This window comes from Caballeronia hypogeia, from assembly GCF_001544875.2.
Taxonomy (GTDB): Bacteria; Pseudomonadota; Gammaproteobacteria; order Burkholderiales; family Burkholderiaceae; genus Caballeronia; species Caballeronia hypogeia.
Map to the genome: position 1 here is coordinate 366,390 of NZ_FCOA02000003.1, position 23,703 is coordinate 390,092.

Genomic DNA, 23,703 nt, shown 5'->3' on the forward strand with positions numbered 1-23,703 from the left:
CGTCTGAAAAACCTGAGGCAGCGGTAAAAAATTTCAAAACCTGCAATAGATGCCAAGCGATTCTAACAGGGTTTAATGATCCGTCAATGCTATAGACTTCAGTTTCAATTACTTACAGTTATATTGAACAGTGTTCAGCGTCCGGAACGCACGTCGGTTGGGGCGTGGCCAGCGGATTTTGCTGAATGTCCCCGAACGCACGGACGCCGACGCAGGTAAAATCGACAATCGCTTGGCGCGCAGCCGTCCCGTCCTTCGAGTCCAGCGCCTCAAGCGCCTTCGAGTCTCCTCCGAGTCCCTTGACGACCATCGATGAAATACAAAGATCTGCGCGACTTCACCGCCCGCCTCGAAGCGCTCGGTGAACTGCGCCGCATTCGGCAGCCCGTTTCCCCCGTTCTCGAAATCACCGAAGTCTCCGACCGCGTGTTGCGTGCGGGCGGGCCAGCGCTTCTGTTCGAAGCACCCACCGGCCATTCGATGCCCGTGCTCGCGAACCTGTTCGGCACGACGCGGCGCGTCGCGCTCGGCATGGGCATCGAAACCGAGGCGCAGACTGGTTCCGATGTGAGCCTCGGCAGCGATGTCGCCGCGCTGAGTTCGCTGCGCGATGTCGGCAGGCTGCTTTCCGCGCTCAAGGAGCCGGAGCCGCCCAAGGGTCTGAAGGACGCGGGCAAGCTGCTGTCGCTCGCCAAGGCCGTGTGGGACATGGCGCCCAAGTCGGTGAGTTCGCCGCCTTGCCAGGAAATCGTGTGGGAAGGCAAGGATGTCGATCTCGGCCGTCTTCCCATACAAACCTGCTGGCCCGGCGACGCCGGACCGCTGCTCACCTGGGGACTCACCGTCACACGCGGACCGAACAAGCCGCGTCAGAATCTCGGCATCTACCGGCAGCAGCTGATCGGGCGCGACAAGCTCATCATGCGATGGCTCGCGCATCGCGGCGGCGCGCTCGATTTCCGCGAATTCGCGCTGGCCAATCCCGGCAAGCCTTATCCGGTCGCGGTCGTGCTCGGCGCCGATCCCGCGACGATTCTCGGCGCCGTCACGCCGGTGCCCGATTCCCTGTCGGAGTATCAGTTCGCGGGCTTGCTGCGCGGATCGCGCACCGAGCTCGCCAAATGCATCACGCCAGGCGTCGATACATTGCAAGTGCCCGCGCGCGCGGAAATCGTTCTCGAAGGATTTATTTATCCGCACGAAGGCAATGTGCCGCCCGTGCCCGCCGGCGCACCGCCGCGTCCGTCAAGTGGCGCTGCAGCGAAATACGAGCACGCGCTCGAAGGCCCTTACGGCGATCACACCGGCTATTACAACGAGCAGGAATGGTTTCCGGTGTTCACCGTCGAGCGCATTACCATGCGTCGCGACGCCCTCTTCCATTCGACCTACACCGGCAAGCCGCCGGACGAGCCCGCGGTGCTCGGCGTCGCGCTGAACGAAGTGTTCGTGCCGCTGTTGCAGAAGCAGTTCACCGAAATCACCGACTTCTATTTGCCGCCCGAGGGTTGCAGCTATCGCATGGCGATCGTGCAGATGAAGAAGAGCTACCCCGGCCACGCGAAGCGCGTGATGTTCGGCGTGTGGAGCTTTCTGCGTCAGTTCATGTATACGAAGTTCATCGTCGTCGTGGATGAGGACGTGAACGTGCGCGACTGGAAGGAAGTCATCTGGGCTATCACCACCCGGGTCGATCCGACGCGCGACACCGTGATGGTCGACAACACGCCGATCGACTATCTCGACTTCGCCTCGCCGGTCGCGGGTCTCGGCTCGAAGATGGGACTCGACGCGACCAACAAGTGGCCCGGCGAAACCAGCCGCGAATGGGGCCGCCCGATCGTCATGGACGAAGCCGTGAAGCGGCGCGTCGATACTCTCTGGACTGAACTCGGACTGGATAAATAATGATCGCTGCCACGCTCTATCGAGGTGATGTCATCGAGAACACGCACGCGGCGCATGTCGCCGTCGTCGATGCGGATGGCCGTCTCGTGCATTTCTTCGGCGATCCGTCTCGCGTGACTTTGCCGCGCTCGGCGGCGAAGCCCGCGCAGGCGCTGGCCGTCATCGAGACCGGCGCGCTCGAGCGCTTCGGCTTCACCGACGAAGACCTAGCGCTGATGTGCGGCTCGCACAGCAGCGAGCCGCGCCATATCGAACGCGCCCGCGCGATGCTCGCGAAGTCGAACGCGAGCGAAAGCGATCTGCGTTGCGGCGGCCATCCGCCGATTTCGGATGCGGTCTATAAAGACTGGATCAGACGCGACTTCACGCCGACGCCCGTGTGCAGCAATTGCTCCGGCAAGCACGCCGGCATGCTCGCGGGCGCACGCGCGATGAACGCGCCGCTCTCCGATTACCACTTGCCCGGGCATCCGTTGCAAGCGCGCGTCAAACGGACGATGGCGCAGGCCATCGACCTGAGCGAAGACAAAGTGCAATGGGCCATCGACGGCTGCAATCTGCCGACGCCCGCGTTCCCGCTCGAACGTCTCGCGCGGCTCTACATGAAGATCGCAGCGGCGCCGGAAGGCTCCGCGCTGGCGCGCATTCATCGTGCGATGACGTCGCATCCGGAACTCGTCGCGGGAGAAGGACGCTTCTGCACGCTGCTGATGCAGGCGTTCGGCGGCGCGCTCGTCGGCAAGACCGGCGCGGATGCGAGCTATGCGATCGGCGTGCGTGGTCCCGAAGGGGCGCGCGGCATCGCGGTGAAGGTGGAGGACGGCAACACGGCCGTGCTCAACGCGGTCGTCATGCATGTGCTCGATCTGCTCGACATCGGCTCGCGGCAGCAACGTGACGCCCTCGCCGCCTTCCGCGATCCGCCACTGCGCAACACAATGAACGTGCCGACCGGCCGTCTCGACGTGAGCTTCACGCTTCAAAACCATCAATAACAAACATGCATTCGTGGTCGTTGCTGTCGGACGGATTTTTTCTGTCGCTGTCGCTGTGTCTGGATATCGGGATCGCCAATGTCGCGATCATTTCGCTCGCGCTGTCGCATGGATTCAAGCCGGGACTCGTGCTCGGCCTGGGTACCTGTTTCGGCGATCTGTTTTACGCGGCGCTCGCGCTCGCGGGCATGTCGGCGCTGCTGCAGTTCGAGACCGTGCGCTGGGTCGTGTGGATCGGCGGTGCGATCGTCCTGCTCTTTCTGACCTGGAAGATGGCGCGCGAGGCGCTCTATCCCGCTTCCGCGCCGCCCGTCGAAGGTGAGGCGGACCTGAGCGCGCCGCGCCCGAAGCACTGGAAAAGCTTCGTGCGCGGATGTCTGCTCGCGGTGTCGTCGCCGAGCGCGATCCTCTGGTTCGCGGCGGTGGGCGGCGCGCTCATCGCAAAGGCCGGCGCGACGAGTCCCGTCTCGGCCTCCGTGTTTCTCACTGGCTTCTTCTGCGGCGGGCTCGGCTGGACACTCCTCATCTGCTCGCTCGCGAGCCACGGCAGAAAGCGCGCCGGCACGCAGCTCCTGCGCGCCTGCCACGTGATGTCCGCCGCGCTCTTCGCCTACTTTGCGTATAGCGTGATCGTCAACGGCTACCGCGATCTGATCGTCAACGCGGCATCGTGATAATTCATTCTCGCGCGACGAATTGCGATCGTTTTTGCGGTGGACGTCACAAATGAAAAAAGGCGATGCACGCATGCATCGCCTTTTTTGATTTCGAACCGCCTGCCGATCAATAACGATAGTACGGCCCGTGGCGGTAATAACCGTGATGCCGGTAGTACGGACGGCCATAGTAGCCGTACCCGCCATAGCCGCCGACGACCACAGCGGGCGGCGGCGCATACACGACAGGCGGAGGCGGCGCGACATACACCGGCTGCGGCGGAGCCATGTAAACCGGCGCGGGAGGCGCCGCGTAGACCGGATAGGCGGGCACCCCGATACCCACGCCGATTGACACATGCGCCTGCGCTGCGCCGACCAACCCCACGCCGAGCGCGCCAGCGACCAGAAAACCACCGAGCTTTTTCACTTTCGTTCTCCTCGTCGCTTCCCGTGTCTGCCGATCCAGGCGGCTCACGAGCGACGGTATGAATCGAATTTAACGAAAAAGCGCGGATCTCGTTGACGGCATTTGTTGCAAATTGCAAGTTCTTTAACCGGCCGACGGTTAGAAAAGGAAAGCAATGCGCGTCGATTGTCTCCTATAGACCGTTCGGCGGACCTCGGCAGAACGTAATACGCATGAGTCGCGGCGCGCTGTGAAAAGCACGTAACGTCTATTTACAAATGAAAGGAAAAGCCCCGCCGGACGAACGTCCGGCGGGGCTTCCAAAGCGCTCGCGCCGTGTGGCTGAAAAACCGCGAATCAGCCCACTTTCACATAAGCGAATTCACGCGTGACATTCGGCGGCACATACGCTCCGCTTATCACGACGCGTGGGGTGAGGCGCTTTTTCTGATCCCACCACCGGCGCCGCTGGGTCTGGCTCAAGAATCGCAGATGCTTTCGATAAGAGAAAATGCTCATACGACCTCCGAACGTAGCGAATGAAACCTCGGGGAAAACCGACAGACTTGCAGTGACGCCTTTCCCGCTGAATCCGTATTCTCTTTAGTATTTGCGCCCTGTTCGTTCACCGATGTTCGCCAGGAAACCAACTCCCGGCCTCGATGTGCGTTGAACCACATTCAGCAGAGAGCATGTCGTTCCGGCACGAAAGCGACTTTCACACCGCGCCCGTTCTGCTTCCCCGCATGCGTTGCAATGTCCCGTTGTCGCGCGCATTTCAAAATGAGTTGCCGTGCGCTTCGGGGTTTCGCTCTTTCATTTTCCGTTGCCATATCCTGCCAGTTTTGCGTGAAATGCGCTTTTCGAGACCGTCTCGCTTTGGCAACACTAGGGTTTTCCGATGCACGTGTTTGCGCAAGCATTTACCTTACGTTATGCTTTCTCGCCCTTTCTCCCTGTCGACGCATCAAACGCGCGTGGCGCGTGCGACAACGCCCCCAAGCTGTCTCGAAGCCGTGTTAAGGTGACGTCCGGCACCCATCGGGCAAGCCCGACGGGCGGGGAACGCAGGCTGCCGCAATCAGAAAATCGCGAAGTTCATCGAAAGGAAAACGCGAAAACGGGCGAACGCGCAGGCGCCGTTCTGCCGTTGCGCGCGGCGATGACTTCGGCACGACACTCAAGTCCAGAGAACGAACAATGATCAAGGTCAGCATTCATGATCCGCGCGGCCCGGACGGCCGCTCCGACACCACGCGCGTCCCTCGTCGCACACGAGGGCGGCACGGCGTGCGCTAGCGCGACTGTCGCCCCTCACCTGTTTCGCTCATTCGACCTGGCGCAAGTCAAGACACTGCGCACGATTTCTAGAGGACCCGAGATGTTCGGCGATATCGCCCGTTTTCTGCTCAATACCGTTTTCACCCTGTTCGGTGCGGCGCTTCTGCTGCGCGCATGGATGCAGGTCGTGCGCATGCCGCCCTACAACCCGGTTTCGAATGCCGTGATGCAGGCGACCAACTGGATCGTGTTGCCGCTGCGCAAGATCCTGCCGGGCGGCAAGATCGATTGGGCCAGCATTCTCGCCGCGCTGATCGCGGCGGCCGTTTATGAAGTGCTGATGGTGCTCGTGGCGGGCATCGATCCGACGATCATGCTGCCCGGACTCGCCGTGTCGGCGGTGCTGGACGTCGTCAAGTGGGCGCTGAATCTGATCATCTGGATGACGATTCTCATGGCGCTGCTGTCGTGGCTCAATCCGCAGTCGCCGGCCATGCCGCTGCTCTATCAGATCACCGCGCCGTTCCTGGATCCGTTGCGGCGCATCCTGCCGCGTCTGGGAGGCATCGACATTTCGCCGATCCTGCTGTTCGTCATCGTGCAGGTGTTGCTGATGGTCGTGACGCGCGTCGAGTATTCGCTGAAGTTCATCGGCATCTGAAAGGCGCGCGATTGCGCCTCGGGACGCGTTGCGCTTACAATATGCGGCTCACGCGGGCGTCGTATAATGGCTATTACCGTAGCTTCCCAAGCTACTGACGTGGGTTCGATTCCCATCGCCCGCTCCAGAATCACCGCGAAAGCCGCCCTAAGTCATGCTTGGGCGGCTTTTTAGTTTTCAGCATCGCATTCCAACGTTTCGCCATGAACCACGATCCCCGGAACGAAGCCGACCACAACGGCGACAACGTCCAACCCGATACGAACGCAGAGACGACGCTGCATCATCGCCGCATCCGCAGCTTCGTCACCCGCGCGGGGCGTCTTTCCCCCGGTCAGCAACGCGCCATCGACGAGTTCGGCCCGCGCTTCGTCGTGCCTTATTCGCCCGGACTGGCCGACTGGGACGCGCATTTCGGCCGGAAGGCGCCGCGCGTGCTCGAGATCGGCTTCGGCATGGGCGCGACCACGGCGGAAATCGCGGCGGTGCGCCCCGGAGACGACTTCATCGGCGTGGAAGTGCACGAGCCGGGCGTCGGCGCGTTGTTGAAGCTGATCGGCGAGCAGGCGCTCGGCAATATCCGCATCCTTCAGCATGACGCCGTTGAAGTGCTCGAGCACATGATCGCGCCGGACAGTCTCGACGGCGTGCACATCTACTTCCCCGACCCGTGGCACAAGGCGCGCCATCACAAGCGCCGGCTGATCCAGCCGAAGTTCGTCGCGCTGCTCGTGTCGCGCATAAAGCCGGGCGGCTATATCCATCTCGCGACCGACTGGCAGAACTACGCCGAGCAGATGCTCGAAGTGCTGTCCGCCGAGCCCGCGCTCGCAAACACCGTCGACGGCTACGCGCCGCGCCCGGACTTCCGCCCGGTCACCAAGTTCGAGCGGCGCGGCCTGCGGCTCGGCCACGGCGTCTGGGATCTGATGTTCCGGCGCCGCTGAAAAGCGTCATGGAAAAGCAAAACGCCACGGCATGCCGTGGCGTTTTGCTTTGGAGCGATGCGCGAAATTCAGTCGGCCCAGCTCAGTCCGCCGCTGTAGCCGACGATCAGGATCAGCAGGCCGAAGCCGATGCGATACCACGCGAACGCCGTGAAATCGTGCGACGCGACGTAGCGCAGCAGCCAGCGCACGCAGACGAACGCGCTCACGAACGCCGCCACGAGCCCGATGGCGAACAGCCCGATATCGTCGGCGGTGAGCGCGCGCCAGTACTTCGCCATTTCGTAGATCGTCGCGCCGAAGATGATCGGAATGGCGAGGAAGAACGAGAACTCCGTTGCGACGCGCCGTTCCAGCCCGAACAGCATCCCGCCGATGATCGTCGCGCCGGAACGCGAGGTGCCCGGAATCAGCGCGAAGCATTGCGCGAGGCCGACCTTGAAGGCGTCGGCGAGCGAGAGATCATCGACCGAGGTCACGCGCGCCGCGGCGCCACGCTCGCGCTGACGCGCTTCGGCCCACAGGATCACGATGCCGCCGACGATCAGCGCCACGGAAACCGGCACCGGCGAGAACAGCACCGACTTGATGTGCTTCTCGAACAGCAGGCCGAGCACGACGGCCGGGATGGTCGCGATGATCACGTTCACCGTGAAGCGCCGCGCGTCGCTGCGCGCGGGCAGCCCCGTGACCACGGAGGCGATCTTCGCGCGAAATTCCCAGCAGATCGCGAGGATCGCGCCAAACTGGATCACGACGTCGAAGGTTTTCGACTGTGCGTCGGTGAAATTCAGCAAGCTGCCCGCCACGATCAAATGCCCCGTGCTCGAAACCGGCAGAAATTCGGTCAAGCCCTCCACGACGCCTAGAATCAGCGCCTTGATCATTAGTATCCAGTCCATCCTTCAGCCCTTGTTCGCCGTTGCCGCTGTGAGTTGTGGAGCACATTGCGCAGCGATTTCGATTTACTTCTCGACGATCTGCACACGTATGCCGTTTGTAAGGACTGTGATTGTACCGGGTTCGTAAGACACTCCGGCGAACTGGAGTTCCTCGGGCTTGAAGGTGTGAATCGGATAGCGGTCGAGCAGTTGCGCCGCGAGTTGCGCGCCCACCGACGCGATCTGCTGGTTGTACTGCGCGGCGTCGCCGGAAAACTGTGCGTCGTCAACTGTCGGGGAGACGAGGATGACGGAGCGGCTCGGCGCATCGTAGCCGAGCTGGGTCGACAGCGTGAATGCGCCGTTCACCGGATTCGGCATGAAGGGCGATGCGAGTCGCGCATCGACGCGCACCGTCACGCGGTTGCGGTCAGGCGCCATGCCGACGACCGGATTGCTCAGGACGACGTCGAAAATCTGCGAAGCCGTGCGTTGCAGCGGGAACTTGCGCGCGACGGCGGCCTGGACCTGCTGCGTCGAAAATGTGTAGTGGTCCGGAATGAAGGGGAATATCGAGTTCGATGCGGCAAAGGCCGTCGAGGTGAAAGCGAGTGCGGGGAGCGACATCAATCCTGCCAGCACGATCCGGCGCCGCAGCGGCGCGACGGGTTCCGTCATGCGTGATCCTCCAGTTCTTTTTGTTCAGGTCTGCGCGGCGCGGAGCGCCTGGCGTCATTCGTGGGTTGGTCCATTGGACCGTGAAATCTCAGTGCGGTTGCGTCAGTCGCTCCAACCTCTCGATCCACACCATCGCCTGCTCCCGCGTTTCCCCGCACATCTCCACGGATGGCTGCAGGCCGCCGCAACAGGCCGGCCTGCGCGGATCGCCGAAAATCCTGCAGCGCAGATCGTCGTCGAGCTGCACGCAGCGTTCGCCCGCGCGCTTGCCTTCCGGCATGCCCGGAATGGGACTCGAAATGGAAGGTGCGATACAGCACGCGCCGCAACCCTCGCGGCAGGCATGAGGCGATGAATCGATCGGCATGACGCTACTGAAAAATGACAGCGAAAGCGACATTCTCCCATGCCGCACCTTTGCGTTTCGTCAAAGCGCAATGATCGGCTGCGACCTTATCACGCAAGAACGGCGCGCAACGTCGCCTTACACTCGGTCGATCCCCAGAGGCACACCATGACTCCCGCCGCAACGCTCTTCCGCCCCGACCTCCTCGAACGCTACAACTCGAACGGCCCGCGCTACACGTCCTATCCGACCGCCGTCCAGTTCACCGATTCCTTCGACCCCGCGCACTATCGCGAAGCGGCACGGCAAGGCAGCGCGGCTGCCGATCTCTCGCTCTATTTCCACATTCCGTTCTGCGACACCGTCTGCTTCTACTGCGGCTGCAACAAGGTCGCGACGAAGAACCGCGCGCACGCGCGTCCCTATCTCGATCGCATGAAACGCGAACTGGCGCTGCAGGCCGCGCTCTTCGACACGTCGCGCCCGGTCACGCAGCTTCACTGGGGCGGCGGCACGCCGACCTTCCTCTCGCACGACGAGATGTCGGAACTCATGGCCGCTACCCGCGAGCACTTCAATCTCGTGCCCGACGAGCGCGCCGAATATTCGATCGAAGTCGATCCGCGCGAGGCGTCGGCGGACACCATCGCGTTGCTGCGCGAACTCGGCTTCAATCGCCTGAGCCTGGGCGTGCAGGACTTCGACGAGCGCGTGCAGCGCGCCGTCAACCGCATCCAGCCGCGCGCGCTGACCGAAACCGTGCTCGACGCCGCGCGCGCGAACGGCTTCAAGTCGGTGAGCGTCGATCTGATCTACGGCTTGCCGCATCAGAGCGTCGAGAGCTTCTCGGAGACGCTCGACGCGATCATCGGCATGAAGCCGGATCGCGTCTCCGTGTTCGGCTACGCGCACATGCCCACGCTCTTCAAGATGCAGCGGCAGATCGATGAAAGCGCGCTGCCCTCGCCCGCCGAGCGGCTCGCGATTCTCGAACGCGTAATCGCGCGCATGAGTGAGGCGGGTTATGTGTACATCGGGATGGATCACTTCGCGCTGCCCGGCGACGAACTCGCGCGCGCCCACGCAGCCGGCACGCTGCAGCGCAATTTCCAGGGCTACAGCACGCACGCGGATTGCGATCTGATCGGCATCGGCGCGTCGTCGATCGGCAAGGTCGGCCAGGTCTATGCGCAGAACGCGCGCGAGCTGCCCGACTACGCCGCGGCGATCGACGCGGGCCAACTCGCCATCGCGCGCGGCGTGCGCCTCTCCGCCGACGACGTGCTGCGCCGCGATGTGATCATGCGCATCATGTGCGGCGGCGAGCTGCGTTTCGACGATGTCGCACAGGCCCACGGCGTCGAATTCCCCGACGCTTTCGCCAACGAACTCGCGCGCCTCGCGCCGATGGCGGGCGACGGTCTCATCGACCTCTCGCGCGACGCGCTGCGCGTGCTGCCCGCCGGACGCATGCTGGTGCGCAACGTCGCATCGGTATTCGACCGCTATCTGGGTCAGGCGAGTCTCACGCGCTTCTCACGTACGATCTGAAACGATCCGCATCGGCCTCGGTGGCTTAGAATGACAGCCACCCCGGGCGGCCTCGTTTTCGCTTCGAGACAAGGCGCGCCCATCCATTCACTGCCGCGATGCGAAGCGCCAGGCGCGGGCCGGCCTTCTCGCACGCGGCCACGCCACTGCACGACGCCATGCCGACCACTTCGCCGCAGTTCGCTCCCCTCGCCCAACTCGCCGCAGATTTGCGCGCCGGCCGCACGACCAGCCGTGCGCTCGTCGAGGCGGCGCTCGAACGCATCGCCGATCCGGCGGGTCAGGGCTCGACGGTCTTCCTTCAGGTCGACGCCGACCACGCCCGCGCCGCCGCCGACGCCCACGATGCGCTGCGCCGCTCGGGCACCGTGCTCTCGCCGCTCGCCGGCATTCCGGTGTCGATCAAGGATCTCTTCGATATCGAAGGCCAGGTGACGCGCGCCGGCTCGAAAGCGCTGAACGACGCCGCGCCCGCCAAAACCGACGCCCCGGCCGTCGCGCGCCTGCGCCGGGCCGGCGCGGTGATCGTCGGGCGCACCAACATGAGCGAGTTCGCGTTCTCCGGCCTGGGCCTCAATCCGCACTACGGCACGCCGCGTTCGCCCTGGCGCGCCGATGCGCCCGGCGACGAGCGAATCGCGGGCGGCTCGTCGTCGGGCGCGGCGGCCTCGGTCGCGGACGGCATGGCCGCGGTCGCGCTCGGCACCGATACCGGCGGCTCGATCCGCATTCCCGCCGCGCTCTGCGGCATCACCGGCTTCAAGCCGACCGCGAGCCGCATCCCGAAGCAAGGCGGCATTCCGCTCTCGAAAACGCTCGACTCGTTCGGCCCGATCGGCATGTCGGTCGCGTGCTGCGCGCTGGTCGACCGGATTCTCGCGGGCCGCGATCCCGGCGTGCCCGCGACGCGCCCGCTCGATGGCGTGCGTCTCGGCGTGCTCACCCACTACGTGACCGATGGCGTCGAGCCGCCGGTCGCGAACGCGGTCGCCGCGGCGATCAACCATCTCGCTGCGGCGGGCGCGCTCGTGGAAGACGTGCGTTTCGCGCCGCTCGATCGCCTGCCCGAGATCAACCGCATCCCGCTGGTCGCGATCGAAGCGCACGCGTGGCATCGCAAGCTGATGGCCGAACGCGGCGCCGAGTACGATCCGCGCGTGCTCGCGCGCCTGCAGCGCGCGGAAGCGGCGAGCGCGGCCGACTACATCGACTTGTGCGAAGCGCGCGCCGCGATGATCGAGGAAGCGCGCACCACGCTCTGGCAGCGCTTCGACGCGATCCTGTGCCCGACCGTGCCGGTGCTGCCGCCGCGCATCGCCGATCTCGAAACCGACGACGACGCCTTCACGCGCACCAACGCGCTGATCCTGCGCAATCCGACCGCGTTCAATTTCCTCGACGCCTGTGCGTTGTCGCTGCCGTGTCATCCGCGCGGCGAGGCGCCGGTTGGCCTGATGCTCGCGGGTGCGCCGCACTCGGACGACGCGCTGCTGTCGATCGGCCGCGCGGTCGAAGCGGTGCTCGAAACCACGCGCTGAAGCCGTGACGGCCGTCGCGTTTTTTGCGCTTCGGCCGTTCGCGCTAGAATTCCTTCCCGATACCCCGCAACTCAGGTGCTTCCTTCTCGAATCGTTGCGAAACAATGAACAACTCTTTACATCACTTCACGATGCATCAGGACGACCGGACGATGCGACGCGAGCGGCGGCTGCTTCTGCTGCTCGGTTTCGTCAGTCTCGGTCTGGTCGGCGGCGCGCTCTATCTGCAGTTTTTCCATAACGAAGACCCGTGCCCGCTGTGCATCATCCAGCGCTATTTCTTCGTGCTGGTCGCGGTATTCGCGTTCCTCGGCGCCGCCTTCAATAACTGGCGCGGCATCGCGCTGCTCGAAACGCTCGTCGCGATTTCCGCGCTCGGCGGCCTCGTCACCGCGATACGCCACGTCTACGTGCAGTCGCATCCCGGCTTCAGTTGCGGCTTCGACGCGCTCCAGCCGATCGTCGACGGGCTGCCGCCCGCGCGCTGGCTCCCGCAGGTGTTCAAGGTCGCGGGCCTGTGCGAGACGCCGTATCCGCCGATCCTCGGGCTGTCGCTGCCGCAATGGTCGCTGATCGCGTTCGCGGTGATCTTCGTGCTGGTCGCAGCAAGCCTGCGCTTCAAGCGCAAACTGCGCTCGACGGTTCGGTAACTTCTTCCGGGCGGCCTCTCGCGCCGCCCGTTTTTCCCCGCCGCATAGCCTTTCCCGCGCTTTTTCTTCCGCGCATCAGCGCATCCGCATAACCTTGATACGTACCGGACAATATTTTTGAGATATTGCGGTGTTAAGGTCGTGTCTGGATGGCGATCTACGTGCGCGCAGTCCGTTTCACTCAGAGGCAGCCGATTTTCACGGCAACCCATGAAGCGAACGGAAACCGCGTAACGCGCGCCCGGTCCGCAATGTCTCCCTGAATTATGACAACGCAAACCATCCGCTTCCTTCAGCGCGGCGCCGTGCGCGAGATCGGCGACGCGCCCGCCACGCGCACGGTGCTTCAGCATCTGCGCGAGACCGCGCTTTGCACCGGCACCAAGGAAGGCTGCGCGGAAGGCGATTGCGGCGCATGCACCGTCGTCATCGGCGAACTCGACACTTCTGGAGCGCTCGTGTTCAAAGCCGTCAACGCCTGTATTCAGTTCCTGCCGACGCTCGATTCGCGCGCCCTTTTCACCGTCGAGGATTTGCGCGGCGCGGATGGCGCGCTGCATCCGGTGCAGCAGGCGCTGGTCGACTGTCACGGTTCCCAATGCGGCTTCTGCACGCCCGGCTTCGTCATGTCGCTGTGGGCGCTTTATCACAATCATCCGGCTGACGCGGGCCCGCCTTCGCGCGATGAAATCGCCACTGCGCTGTCCGGCAATCTGTGCCGTTGCACGGGTTATCGGCCGATCGTCGATGCCGCGCAGCGCATGTTCGATTATCCGCGCCCGCCCTTCGATGCCGACGCGATCAAGCGGCAGCTCGTCGCGCTCAAGCGCACGCAGACCTTCGAATACGCCGCGCCCGACGCGCGCGGCGCAGCCTTCGGCACGCCTGCCTTTCTCGCGCCCGTCACGCGTGCCGAATTCGGGCGCCTGCGCGCCGAGCGTCCGCATGCGCGCCTCCTCGCGGGCAGCACCGACATCGGCTTGTGGGTGACGAAGCAGTTCCGCGACCTGGGCGACCTGCTCTTCATCGGCAACGTCGATGAACTGAAGACCATCGAGCACGATGCGCAATATCTGACGATCGGCGCGGCGGCTTCGCTGGAAGACGCCTACGCCGCGCTCGCCGCCGATTATCCCGAGCTCGCCGAACTGTGGACGCGCTTCGCGTCGCGGCCGATCCGCAACGCGGGCACGCTCGGCGGCAATGTGGCGAACGGCTCGCCGATCGGCGATTCGATGCCCGCGCTCATCGCGCTGAATGCGGAACTGGTGCTGCAAAAAGCCGAAAAGCTTCGCACGATGCCGCTCGACGCGTTTTATCTCGGCTACCAGAAGACCGCGCTCGAAGCGGGCGAATTCGTCGCGCAGATTCGCGTGCCGCGCCCGGTCGCCGCGCTGCGGTTTCGCACCTACAAGGTGTCGAAGCGCTACGACCAGGACATTTCCGCCGTGTGCGCGGCGTTCGCGATCCGGCTCGACGACGATCATCGCGTGACCGATGCGCGCCTCGCGTTCGGCGGCATGGCGGCGACGCCGAAACGCGCGACGCGAGCGGAAAGCGCGCTCGTCGGCCAGACGTGGGACGAAGATCACGCGTGCGCCGCGATGGCCGCGCTCGACGCCGATTTTCAGCCGCTCACCGACATGCGCGCGTCGAGCGCCTATCGCGCGAAGGTGGCGCGCAACGTGCTGTGGCGCTTCTATCTGGAAACGCGTCGCGACGCGCCGCTCGCGCTCGCCGACGTGAACGCATTCGCGTACGGCGCGCACGTCGAGGAGGCGCCATGAACCTGATCACCGAACCGGTGACGCTGGAAGCCGCCGGCGCCGCGCTGCCGCACGAATCGGCGACGCTGCACGTGAGCGGCGAAGCAACCTACACGGACGATATCCCCGAGTTGCGTGGCACGCTGCACGCGGCGCTCGGACTGTCGCGGCATGCCCACGCGCGCATCGTCTCGCTCGATCTGGACGCAGTGCGCGCCGCGCCCGGCGTCATCGCCGTGCTCACGGCCGAGGACATTCCCGGCGAGAACAATTGCGGCCCCGTGCTGCACGACGACCCCATTCTTGCCACGAGCGAAGTGCAGTATCTCGGTCAGCCGGTGTTCGCCGTCATCGCCGAATCGCACGATCTGGCGCGCCGCGCCGCCGCGCTCGCGAGAAGCGAGGACGTCGTCCGCTACGAACCGCTGGAAGCCGTGCTCACGCCCCACGAAGCCAAGGCGCGCAATCAGTTCGTGCTGCCGCCGCTGCATCTGAAGCGCGGCGATCCGGCCGGGCGCATCGCGGGCGCGCCGCATCGGCTCAAGGGCGAGTTCGAAGTCGGCGGGCAGGAACAGTTCTATCTCGAAGGACAAGTCGCCTACGCCGTGCCAAAGGAGCAGGACGGCATGCTCGTTTATAGCTCGACGCAGCATCCGAGCGAGATGCAGCAGGTCGTCGCCCACATGCTCGGCTGGCCGACGCACGCGGTGCTGTGCGAATGCCGGCGCATGGGCGGCGGCTTCGGCGGCAAGGAATCGCAGTCGGCGCTGTTCGCGTGTGTTGCGTCGCTGGCGGCGCATCTGCTCAAGCGACCGGTCAAACTGCGCGCCGATCGCGACGACGACTTCATGATCACCGGCAAGCGCCACGACGCCGTCTACGAATACGAATGCGGCTTCGACGACGACGGACGCATCACCGGCGCGCGGGTCGAAATCGCGCTGCGGGCGGGCTATTCGGCGGATCTGTCGGGCGCGGTCGCGACGCGCGCCGTGTGCCACTTCGACAACGCGTACTACCTGCCCGATGTCGAAATCCGCGCGCTGTGCTGCAAGACCAACACGCAGTCGAACACGGCGTTTCGCGGCTTCGGCGGACCGCAGGGCGCGCTCGTCATGGAAGTCATGCTCGATGAAATCGCGCATCGGCTGAAGCGCGATCCGCTCGATGTGCGGCGCGCGAACTACTACGGCATCGGCGAGCGCGACGTGACGCCGTATGGCCAGCCGGTCGCGGACAACGTGATCGCGGCCTTGACCGATGAACTCGTCGCGTCGAGCGAATATCAGGCGCGCCGCGCCGCCATCGCCGCCTTCAACCTGACGAGCGCGGTGCTCAAGCGCGGCATCGCGTTCACGCCGGTCAAGTTCGGCATCTCGTTCAACGTGCCGTTCCTGAATCAGGCGGGCGCGCTCGTGCACGTCTACAAGGACGGCTCCGCGCTGGTGAATCACGGCGGCACGGAAATGGGCCAGGGTCTCAACACCAAGGTTGCGCAGGTGGTCGCGAGCGTGCTCGGGATCGGTCTTTCGCGCGTGCGGGTGACGGCCACGGATACGTCAAAAGTCGCGAATACCTCGGCGACGGCGGCATCGACCGGAAGCGATCTGAACGGCAAGGCCGCTGAAGCGGCCGCGCTCGCGATCCGCGCGCGTCTCGCCGATCTCGCCGCGAAGCAGCTCGGGGGCGCGGCCTCGGATGTGAAATTTCATGGCGGCGTGGTCGAGGCGAACGGCGGGCAAATGCCGTTCGACCAGCTCGTCGCGGCCGCGTATCTCGCGCGCGTGCAACTGTGGTCCGACGGCTTTTACGCGACGCCGAAAGTCCACTGGGACGCCAAGACGCTGCAGGGTCACCCGTTCTATTACTTCGCTTATGGCGCGGCGGTGTCGGAAGTCGTCGTCGATACGCTCACCGGCGAATGGAAGCTGCTGCGCGCGGATCTGCTCCACGACGCGGGCCGCTCGATCAATCCGGCGATCGACATAGGCCAGGTGGAAGGCGGCTACATTCAGGGCATGGGCTGGCTCACGACCGAGGAACTGTGGTGGAACCGCGACGGGCGCCTGATGACGCACGCGCCCTCGACCTACAAGATTCCCGCCGTCTCCGATGCGCCCGCGAGGTTCAATGTCGCGCTGTTCCGCCAAGCAGGCAACGACAACGCCGAGCCGACGATCTTCCGCTCGAAGGCGGTCGGCGAGCCGCCGCTGTTGCTGTCGTTCTCGGTGTTGCTGGCGATCCGCGCGGCGGTCGCGGCAACGCAGCCCGATGCGCCCGACGCGCCCAAGCTGCGTGCCCCGGCGACGCCCGAAGCGATTCTCGACGCGCTGGACGCGCTCACGGTCGGAACCGAAGAAGCCGCGCCGGTAAACTAGCGCCTGCGACGACGCAACCCTCGCAAAACGCGATCATTTCTGGAGCTCACTCGATGCAAGATTGGCTGAACGACCTGCAACACCTGCTCGCGCACGGCGACGCCGTCGTGCTCGTGACGGTCGCGCGTGTCGAAGGCTCCGCGCCGCGCGAGCCGGGCACGAAGATGATCGTCACGCGCGAGGACGCGCGCTACACGATCGGCGGCGGCCATCTGGAATGGAAGGCCATCGAAACCGCACGGCAGGTGCTGAAGGACGGCATGCGCAGCCCGCGCATGAGAAGGCTCGAGCGTTTCGCGCTCGGGCCGAGCCTCGGCCAGTGCTGCGGCGGCGCGGTCGTGCTGGCCTTCGAGCGGCTCGACGTTTCGGACCTCAACTGGGTGACGACGTTGTCGAAGCGTACCGCGCAGGGTCTCTCGACCGTGCGCAGCGTTTCCTTCGCGCCGATGCCCGACGCCGTCATGCTCTCCGATCCCGAACCGGGCGCAACCGATGCCGACTGCCTGCTGTGGGACGGCGCCGGTTTTGACGAGAGCGGCGCGCTTCTGACCGAAACCATCGCGCCGCGCGACTTCCAGGTCGTGCTGTTCGGCGCGGGTCATGTGGGCGCGGCGCTCGTGCGCGTGCTCGCCACCCTGCCCTGCCACGTGACCTGGGTCGACGAGCGCGACGCCGCGTTTCCCGCGCCGCAATTCGTGCCGGACAACGTGACGATCGAACCCAACGACGCGCCCGACGAAGCCGTCGACAATGCGCCGCCCAACGCGTACTACATCGTGATGACGCACAACCACACGGTGGATCTCGCGCTGGCGGAGTGCATCCTGAAGCGCGGCGACTTCGCGTTCTTCGGCATGATCGGTTCGTACACGAAGAAGAAGCAGTTCGAGCACCGGCTCGCGGCGCGTGGCATCGACCCCGCGAAGATCGAGCGGATGGTGTGTCCGATCGGCATCGACGGAATCGTGGACAAGGCGCCCGAAGTGATCGCCGTTGCAGCGGCAGCCCAGTTGCTGCAGGCGGTCGAAGCCCACGCCCACGCGCGCGCGTCGTCGCAACAGACCGCCTGACCCACAGGCGGACCGCAAGCCCCAACACAAGAAAGCCCACATGAATCCCACACTCGCCGACAAGATTGCGCGCGCGCCAAAGGCCGAGCTGCATATCCATATCGAAGGCTCGCTCGAACCCGAGCTGATCTTCGAACTGGCAAAACGGAACAACGTGAAGCTCGCGTACGAGTCCATCGAGGCTTTGCGCGCGGCCTACGCGTTCACCGACCTGCAATCGTTCCTCGATATCTACTACGCCGGCGCCAGCGTGCTGCTCACCGAGCAGGACTTCTACGACATGACGATGGCCTACGTCGAGCGCGCGCTCGCGGACCACGTCGCGCACACGGAAATTTTCTTCGATCCGCAGACGCACACGGAGCGCGGCGTGGCCATCGAAACGGTGGTCGCGGGCATCGATGCCGCGCTGGCTGAAGCCGAAAAACGCGGCCTTTCGAGCAGGCTGATTCTCTGCTTCCTGCGCCATCTTTCCGAGGAAGACGCGCTCGCCACGTTCGATGCCGCGTTGCCGCTGTTCGACAAGTATTCGCACCGGCTGATCGGCGTCGGGCTGGATTCGTCGGAGCGCGGCCATCCGCCTTCCAAGTTCGAGCGCGTGTTCGCGAAGGCGCGCGAGCGCGGCCTGAAGCTCGTCGCGCATGCCGGCGAGGAAGGTCCGCCTTCGTACGTGTACGAAGCGCTGGATCTGCTGAAAGTGGATCGCGTCGATCACGGCGTGCGCAGCATCGAGGACGCCGCGCTGGTCGCGCGTCTGGCGGATGAACGCATCGCGCTGACCGTGTGCCCGCTGTCGAACCTCAAGCTCTGCGTGTTCGACGACATGACCAAGCACACGCTCAAGGACCTGCTCGATCAGGGCGTCGCGGTGATGATCAACTCCGACGATCCCGCGTACTTCGGCGGCTACGTCAACGCGAACTACTTCGCCATCGTCGATGCGCTGAAGCTCAACGATCACGAGGTCTACACGCTTTTGAAGAACAGCCTCGAAGCCTCGTTCGTCAGCGAAGAAGAGCGCGACGCGATGATCGCGCGCCTGGACCAGCACTGGAAGCAATAAGCAACGCGCAATAAGAATGGATACGACAGCCACTCCACAACGCGACACGACCGCGCTCGAACGCTTCTTCGGCATTCGCGCGGCCGGTTCGCGCACCAAGACCGAAATCGTCGCGGGCATCACGACCTTCCTCACGGCGATGTACATCATCGTCGTCAATCCGGGCATTCTGTCGCAAGCCGGCGTGCCATTTCCCGCCGCGCTGACGGCGACCGTCATCGTCAGCTTTCTGGGCAGCTGCGCGATGGGCCTGTATGCGCGCAACCCGGTGCTCGTCGCGCCCGGCATGGGCATGAACGCGCTGTTCGCGTTCGTCATGGTTCACGGCGGCAAGATGCCGTGGCAGACGGCGCTCGGCTGCGTGTTCTGGTCCGGCGTGATCTTCGCGATTCTCGCGGCGTTCAACGCGCGCAAGCTCGTCGTCGACGCGATTCCGGCGAACCTGCGGCATGCGGTGTCGTGCGGCATTGGCCTGTTCATCAGCCTGATCGGTCTGGTGAACGCGAAGTTCGTCGTCGGCGATCCGGTGACGATCGTGCATTCGGCGTCGCTCAATCCCGTGGTTATCACGTTTCTCGTGGGCCTGGCCGTCACGACGATCCTCGTCGCGCGCAAGGTGACGGGCGCGCTGATGCTGGGCATTGTGTTCACGACGATCATCGCGATTCCGATCGGCCGCTTCTACGGCGACGGCACCGCGTACTGGCCCGCCGCCATCGCCACGAAGACGCTCGTCAACTGGAACGGGTTCGTAGCCGCGCCGGACTTTTCGGCGGTCATGCAGCTCGACTTCATGGGCTCGCTCAAGGTCATCTACTGGCCGTTCATCTTCGTGATGCTGTTCACGTCGTTCTTCGACGCGCTCTCCACCTTCATGGCGATTTCGGAAGCCGGCAAGCTCTATGACAAGGATGGCAACCCGCGCAACATCCGCCAGTCGATGATGGTCGATTCCTTCTCCGCGCTCGTTTCCGCGCCGCTCGGCACCAGCCCGGCGAACGCGTATATCGAATCGGCGGCGGGCATTTCGGCGGGCGGGCGCACGGGTCTCGTCGCAGTGGTCGCCGGGCTGTGCTTCCTGCCGTTCCTGTTTCTTTCGCCGCTGCTATCGCTCGTGCCAGCCATCGCGACCGCGCCCGCGCTCGTGCTCGTCGGCGTGTTCATGATGGAAGCGATCACGCAGATCGAATGGCATCGCTTCGACGAAGCCATTCCCGCGTTTCTCGCGATGATCCTGATTCCGCTGACCTATTCGATCACGGACGGCGTCGCGTACGGCTTTCTCGCGTTCGTCGTGCTGAAGTCGGCGACCGGACGCGCGAGGGAAATCAAGCCGGCGATGTGGATCATCGCGGCCTTTTCGTTAGTGCTGCTTTCGCAGTTGTAGACCTTTTATAGAAAACGGAGACGTTGCATCATGACTCAGACCGCCTACCGCGCCCAGTTGCTGACCTTCCGGGAAGATCCCGCGCATGCCGCTGACGGCGCGGTCCATGAGGCCGATGGCCTTCTGATCGTCGAGGACGGCAAGGTGGTCGCGGCAGGCGCGTATGCGTCGATCCGCGATCTGTTGAGCCCCGACGCGACCGTCCACTCCATGCGCGACAAGCTGATCGTGCCGGGTTTCATCGACTCGCACATTCACTATCCGCAGACGGACATGATCGCTTCGCCCGCGCCGGGACTCTTGCCGTGGCTCAACACGTACACGTTCCCGACCGAACGCGGCTTCGAGAATCCTTCCGTGGCGCGCGAGACGGCGAGCTTTTTCATCGATGAACTGCTTGCCTGCGGCACGACGACGGCGCTCGTCTACTGCACTGTGCACAAGCAGTCGGCGGACGCGTTCTTCACCGAAAGCGAAGCGCGCAACACCCGCATGATCGCGGGCAAGGTGCTGATGGATCGCAACTGCCCCGAGTTCCTGCGCGACACCGCGCAATCCGGCTATGACGACAGTGCCGAGCTCATCGGGCGCTGGCACGGACGCGGCCGTCAGCAGTACGCGCTGACGCCGCGCTTTGCGCCGACATCGACCGAAGCGCAGCTCGAAGCGTGCAGCGTGCTCGCGCAGAAGCATCAGGACGTGTTCGTCCAGACGCACGTTGCGGAGAACACGGACGAGATCAAATGGGTCGAGAGCCTGTTTCCGGGGCATCGCAGCTATCTCGACATTTACGATCACTACAACTTGCTGCGCCGTCGCGCGGTGTACGGGCACTGCATCCATCTCGACGAGCGCGACCGCGAGCGCATGGCGGAAACGGGCGCGGTGGCATCGCACTGCCCAACGTCGAACCTGTTCCTCGGCAGCGGCCTGTTCGACTTCGAGAAGGCCGGCGCGTCGAACATGCCGGTGGCGCTCGCGACGGACGTCGGCGGCGGCACGTCGTTCTCGATGCTGCAGACGATGGGCGCCGCGCACAAGATCGCGCGCCTGACCGGCCATCACCTGAGCGCGACGCGCATGTTCTGGCTCGCGACGACGGGCGCGGCCCAGGTGCTCGAACTCGACGACAAGATCGGCACGCTGGCCGCCGGAAGCGAAGCGGACTTCGTCGTGCTCGATCCGGCCGCGACGCCGCTGCTCGCGCGCCGCACGTCGCGGACCGAGACGCTGGAGGAACTGTTGTTCGCGTTCGCACTGCTAGGCGACGATCGCGCGGTGTTCGAAACCTACGCGGCGGGCAAGCGCGTGCACGCGCGCGATTCGCGCAAGACGGCGAAGCTGGAGCTGGCGGCTTGAGCGCCCTCTTCGCCCGATGAAAACCCGACGCCCTTCGATCGAAGGGCGTTTTTGTATGACGGCTGACGGGCGATGCAACGATCCACTCGACGAACCAAGCACATTTAATGCATTCTCGTTAAAGTGCTGGCTGCTTCGAAAAAACGCGTCGCCATGATCGCACACCGAATCGTTCGCCTCGTTCTGCCGATGACGCTCGCGTCGCTTGGCACGCTCGCGCACGCCGAAGCGATCAAGTCGATCGACGCGCCGCTCGATTGCAGATCGAGCGCGCACGATTTCATCGCGCCATTGCAGGAAAACCATCTGCTCGAAACGAAGCCGATGCGCATCGAGCCCAACCACGTCAACGCGTTCAAGCCGACGCACGGAACCACGCTCACGGCGTACGGTTTCAAGGTGTATGTGGTCGTCGGCTATCAGAAGGACGATCCGATCTTCAAGCCGGGAAAGGGACAGCCGATCGCGGATTCGGCTTACGGCGTGGTGGTCATCGGCAGCGACGACGCCGTGCAGGAAAAGGTGAGCGCCGCAGGCAGCGACGCGGATGTGCACCACGTCGCGCCCTTCATCACGGCGATTTTCTGCAAACAGTAAGGGTATGGGACTGGTCTTCTGTTGAACGTCCGCACTCAAGATCATCCGTCACGTGACCCGCATATGGCATTCGAATGAGTTTTCAATGATGTGTAGTCTTATCCAGCCGTTCCGGCAGAAAATTAAAAGATGAGAACAGCTCTTGATAGATACGCTGCTTCCTAATTTCGGTCCGAGTTTTTCCCGATGAGTAATCGTAGAAGGTAGCCGAATAAGTCCCATTGCCGAAAACATAAATAGTAAGCGCGTGCACTATCAGAAGCCTCATGTTCTCGGTCCGCCGGATCGCCTTGAAATTCAACGTATATAGATCGCCGCCACCCGTCAATTCAGTTCGCGACTTAGATGTCAATTCGAAAAGACCAGACTGCGCTCCGCCGTCTGGAGCTTCGACTTTCGCTACTGCCTCAGTCAAGGGACCACGTTCAATGGTGACAACAAAGTCTGTGAACCGACGCCAATCTTCGACCGTCCCCGGCAACTCGACTCGCTTCTGTTTGAGGGCGCCTGTGAAGAGAAAGGGAAGATAACAGACGATGCCTCCAAAGTATATATTGTCAGGGAGTTCAACATACTGTGTGAGCGCCGGCGTGATGAAAGAAACGTGACAGTGCTCCTTCCTGATCCTATCTTCTTGAGTGGCATGAGCCTCGTTTGCATTCATCCAAACCAGAATCAAAAATAATGCCGTCAAAAAAAAGTTTTTTCATCACTTTTATTCCACCGGCTTGTAGTCGCTGCAGGACATCACATCGTCGTTGAGTTGATGAAACGCGGAGAGAAATCCCGGAACTCGCCAATCAATATGTATGTAACGTCGCAGGATTGATACATTTGGTCACCTGCACAATGGCTTCTTGGTGGAACCCTTGATCAGCCCAATAATTTATAGATTGCTTTCCCAGCTCAAAAAATTTTTCTGAGATCTTTCTCCATCTTTGCTTCCAGATCCAATACCAGCCTGCTGCTCAACTGCCCGAACAAATGTGCAAGACGCAGTTTGCTCGCCGAGATTCCATACTTTCTCGTCATCTCGTGAAAAGCCGGATGAAGACTCGCCGGCCGTTTCGCAGTCCCGTCGCTAAGCCTATTCCTCACTGTGGCGTGCGATATCGCCACAACTTCCTTTCCGTTTTCCCGGATCGTCCGACGGATGCATCGAGCCGTTTCGTCCATGCTGAGCCACCCGCATCTTCTGAAGTGCCGAATGAACGCGAGCGGGTGAAAAAACCAGAGCTTCTGTCCAGCCGGCGCAGGTGCATGTAGAGCGAATAAAACGTCAACGCGCGGCCGGCACCCGTCTCTGTGGAATGTTTGAGGAGCACAAATCCTGCATTGCTATCGCCAGAATCAATGCCGTGCTGGCAGACCCGATACGCCACGACTTCACCGTCCGCGATGGCATAAACCGGCCCGTGCATGTCAGGACCGAGGTGCGTCCGGCAATGCCTGCGTCGGTCGAATGCAATTGGGAAGACGCCGTGTGCGAACTCGAATGTATCGAACGCCACGACGTCGAACATTCGCGACCAGTCTAGCGTTTTAACCCGTGCGGAGATCCCGAACAACGCCCTGACATCAG

The 23,703-nt window shown here is 63.5% G+C and carries 21 protein-coding genes and 1 tRNA gene; 16 read left to right on the top strand and 6 right to left on the bottom strand.

Features of this window, described 5'->3' with window-relative positions:
• Positions 1 to 312 precede the first annotated feature (312 nt).
• Genes AWB79_RS07740 through AWB79_RS07750 form a run of 3 tightly spaced genes read left to right on the top strand, consistent with a single transcriptional unit; the run spans position 313 to position 3,577 of the window.
• Positions 313 to 1,908: a UbiD family decarboxylase gene (locus AWB79_RS07740; protein WP_061166803.1), complete on the top strand. Its 1,596-nt coding sequence runs from the start codon at positions 313 to 315 to the stop codon at positions 1,906 to 1,908.
• Positions 1,908 to 2,903, top strand: a complete 996-nt coding sequence (locus tag AWB79_RS07745; RefSeq protein ID WP_061166804.1) for an asparaginase — start codon at positions 1,908 to 1,910, stop codon at positions 2,901 to 2,903. The genes AWB79_RS07740 and AWB79_RS07745 overlap by 1 nt, the downstream gene beginning before the upstream one ends.
• Before the next feature lie 5 nt (positions 2,904 to 2,908).
• Entirely contained in the window at positions 2,909 to 3,577 is a 669-nt protein-coding gene (locus AWB79_RS07750) for a LysE family translocator (RefSeq protein ID WP_061166805.1), read from the top strand.
• Positions 3,578 to 3,686: 109 nt separating this feature from the next.
• Here AWB79_RS07750 and AWB79_RS07755 read toward each other — a convergent pair whose 3' ends face one another.
• Positions 3,687 to 3,989: a hypothetical protein gene (locus tag AWB79_RS07755; protein WP_061166806.1), complete on the bottom strand. Its 303-nt coding sequence runs from the start codon at positions 3,987 to 3,989 to the stop codon at positions 3,687 to 3,689.
• Positions 3,990 to 5,349: 1,360 nt separating this feature from the next.
• Here AWB79_RS07755 and AWB79_RS07760 point away from each other — a divergent pair.
• The 3 genes from AWB79_RS07760 to trmB all read left to right on the top strand — a co-directional run bounded on the left by AWB79_RS07760 (position 5,350) and on the right by trmB (position 6,857).
• Positions 5,350 to 5,910 carry a YggT family protein gene (locus tag AWB79_RS07760; RefSeq protein WP_061166807.1) on the top strand — a complete coding sequence of 187 codons (561 nt, stop codon included), beginning with the start codon at positions 5,350 to 5,352 and terminating at the stop codon, positions 5,908 to 5,910.
• A gap of 52 nt (positions 5,911 to 5,962) precedes the next feature.
• Positions 5,963 to 6,037, top strand: a tRNA-Gly gene (locus tag AWB79_RS07765).
• Positions 6,038 to 6,113: 76 nt separating this feature from the next.
• Entirely contained in the window at positions 6,114 to 6,857 is a 744-nt protein-coding gene (gene trmB, locus AWB79_RS07770) for a tRNA (guanosine(46)-N7)-methyltransferase TrmB (protein WP_061166808.1), read from the top strand.
• A gap of 68 nt (positions 6,858 to 6,925) precedes the next feature.
• Here trmB and AWB79_RS07775 read toward each other — a convergent pair whose 3' ends face one another.
• The 3 genes from AWB79_RS07775 to AWB79_RS07785 all read right to left on the bottom strand — a co-directional run bounded on the left by AWB79_RS07775 (position 6,926) and on the right by AWB79_RS07785 (position 8,783).
• Positions 6,926 to 7,759: an undecaprenyl-diphosphate phosphatase gene (locus AWB79_RS07775; RefSeq protein ID WP_061166809.1), complete on the bottom strand. Its 834-nt coding sequence runs from the start codon at positions 7,757 to 7,759 to the stop codon at positions 6,926 to 6,928.
• Between the two features lie 63 nt (positions 7,760 to 7,822).
• Positions 7,823 to 8,416 (bottom strand): DUF1439 domain-containing protein, encoded by a 594-nt coding sequence (locus tag AWB79_RS07780; protein WP_061166810.1) that lies wholly within the window; start codon positions 8,414 to 8,416, stop codon positions 7,823 to 7,825.
• Between the two features lie 88 nt (positions 8,417 to 8,504).
• Positions 8,505 to 8,783: a YkgJ family cysteine cluster protein gene (locus AWB79_RS07785; protein WP_061167016.1), complete on the bottom strand. Its 279-nt coding sequence runs from the start codon at positions 8,781 to 8,783 to the stop codon at positions 8,505 to 8,507.
• A gap of 147 nt (positions 8,784 to 8,930) precedes the next feature.
• Here AWB79_RS07785 and hemN point away from each other — a divergent pair, with 147 nt between their 5' ends.
• The 10 genes from hemN to AWB79_RS07835 all read left to right on the top strand — a co-directional run bounded on the left by hemN (position 8,931) and on the right by AWB79_RS07835 (position 22,121).
• A complete protein-coding gene (gene hemN, locus AWB79_RS07790; protein WP_061166811.1) occupies positions 8,931 to 10,313 on the top strand; it encodes an oxygen-independent coproporphyrinogen III oxidase in 1,383 nt (460 codons plus the stop codon).
• Between the two features lie 158 nt (positions 10,314 to 10,471).
• Positions 10,472 to 11,851, top strand: coding sequence for an amidase (locus tag AWB79_RS07795; RefSeq protein WP_061167017.1), 1,380 nt, complete (start codon positions 10,472 to 10,474; stop codon positions 11,849 to 11,851).
• 131 nt (positions 11,852 to 11,982) lie between these two features.
• Positions 11,983 to 12,501 (top strand): disulfide bond formation protein B, encoded by a 519-nt coding sequence (locus AWB79_RS07800; protein ID WP_061167018.1) that lies wholly within the window; start codon positions 11,983 to 11,985, stop codon positions 12,499 to 12,501.
• Between the two features lie 266 nt (positions 12,502 to 12,767).
• A complete protein-coding gene (gene xdhA, locus AWB79_RS07805) occupies positions 12,768 to 14,288 on the top strand; it encodes a xanthine dehydrogenase small subunit (protein WP_061166812.1) in 1,521 nt (506 codons plus the stop codon).
• A complete protein-coding gene (xdhB, locus tag AWB79_RS07810; protein WP_061166813.1) occupies positions 14,285 to 16,645 on the top strand; it encodes a xanthine dehydrogenase molybdopterin binding subunit in 2,361 nt (786 codons plus the stop codon). Before xdhA ends, xdhB begins: the two co-directional genes overlap by 4 nt.
• A 53-nt stretch (positions 16,646 to 16,698) precedes the next feature.
• Positions 16,699 to 17,715 carry a xanthine dehydrogenase accessory protein XdhC gene (gene xdhC, locus AWB79_RS07815; RefSeq protein WP_061166814.1) on the top strand — a complete coding sequence of 339 codons (1,017 nt, stop codon included), beginning with the start codon at positions 16,699 to 16,701 and terminating at the stop codon, positions 17,713 to 17,715.
• 40 nt (positions 17,716 to 17,755) lie between these two features.
• A complete protein-coding gene (locus AWB79_RS07820) occupies positions 17,756 to 18,778 on the top strand; it encodes an adenosine deaminase (protein WP_061166815.1) in 1,023 nt (340 codons plus the stop codon).
• Between the two features lie 16 nt (positions 18,779 to 18,794).
• The gene (locus tag AWB79_RS07825; RefSeq protein WP_061166816.1) at positions 18,795 to 20,165 is read left to right on the top strand and encodes an NCS2 family permease; all 1,371 of its coding nucleotides are present in this window, start codon (positions 18,795 to 18,797) and stop codon (positions 20,163 to 20,165) included.
• A 30-nt stretch (positions 20,166 to 20,195) separates the two neighbouring features.
• The gene (gene guaD, locus AWB79_RS07830) at positions 20,196 to 21,524 is read left to right on the top strand and encodes a guanine deaminase (RefSeq protein ID WP_061166817.1); all 1,329 of its coding nucleotides are present in this window, start codon (positions 20,196 to 20,198) and stop codon (positions 21,522 to 21,524) included.
• A gap of 153 nt (positions 21,525 to 21,677) precedes the next feature.
• Entirely contained in the window at positions 21,678 to 22,121 is a 444-nt protein-coding gene (locus AWB79_RS07835; protein WP_061166818.1) for a hypothetical protein, read from the top strand.
• 82 nt (positions 22,122 to 22,203) lie between these two features.
• On the opposite strand, the gene AWB79_RS07840 is transcribed toward AWB79_RS07835, so the two are convergent.
• Together AWB79_RS07840 and AWB79_RS40920 are read right to left on the bottom strand one after the other, a co-directional pair.
• A complete protein-coding gene (locus AWB79_RS07840; protein ID WP_157695712.1) occupies positions 22,204 to 22,815 on the bottom strand; it encodes a hypothetical protein in 612 nt (203 codons plus the stop codon).
• 400 nt (positions 22,816 to 23,215) lie between these two features.
• Entirely contained in the window at positions 23,216 to 23,644 is a 429-nt protein-coding gene (locus AWB79_RS40920; RefSeq protein WP_198398986.1) for a hypothetical protein, read from the bottom strand.
• Positions 23,645 to 23,703 lie beyond the last annotated feature (59 nt).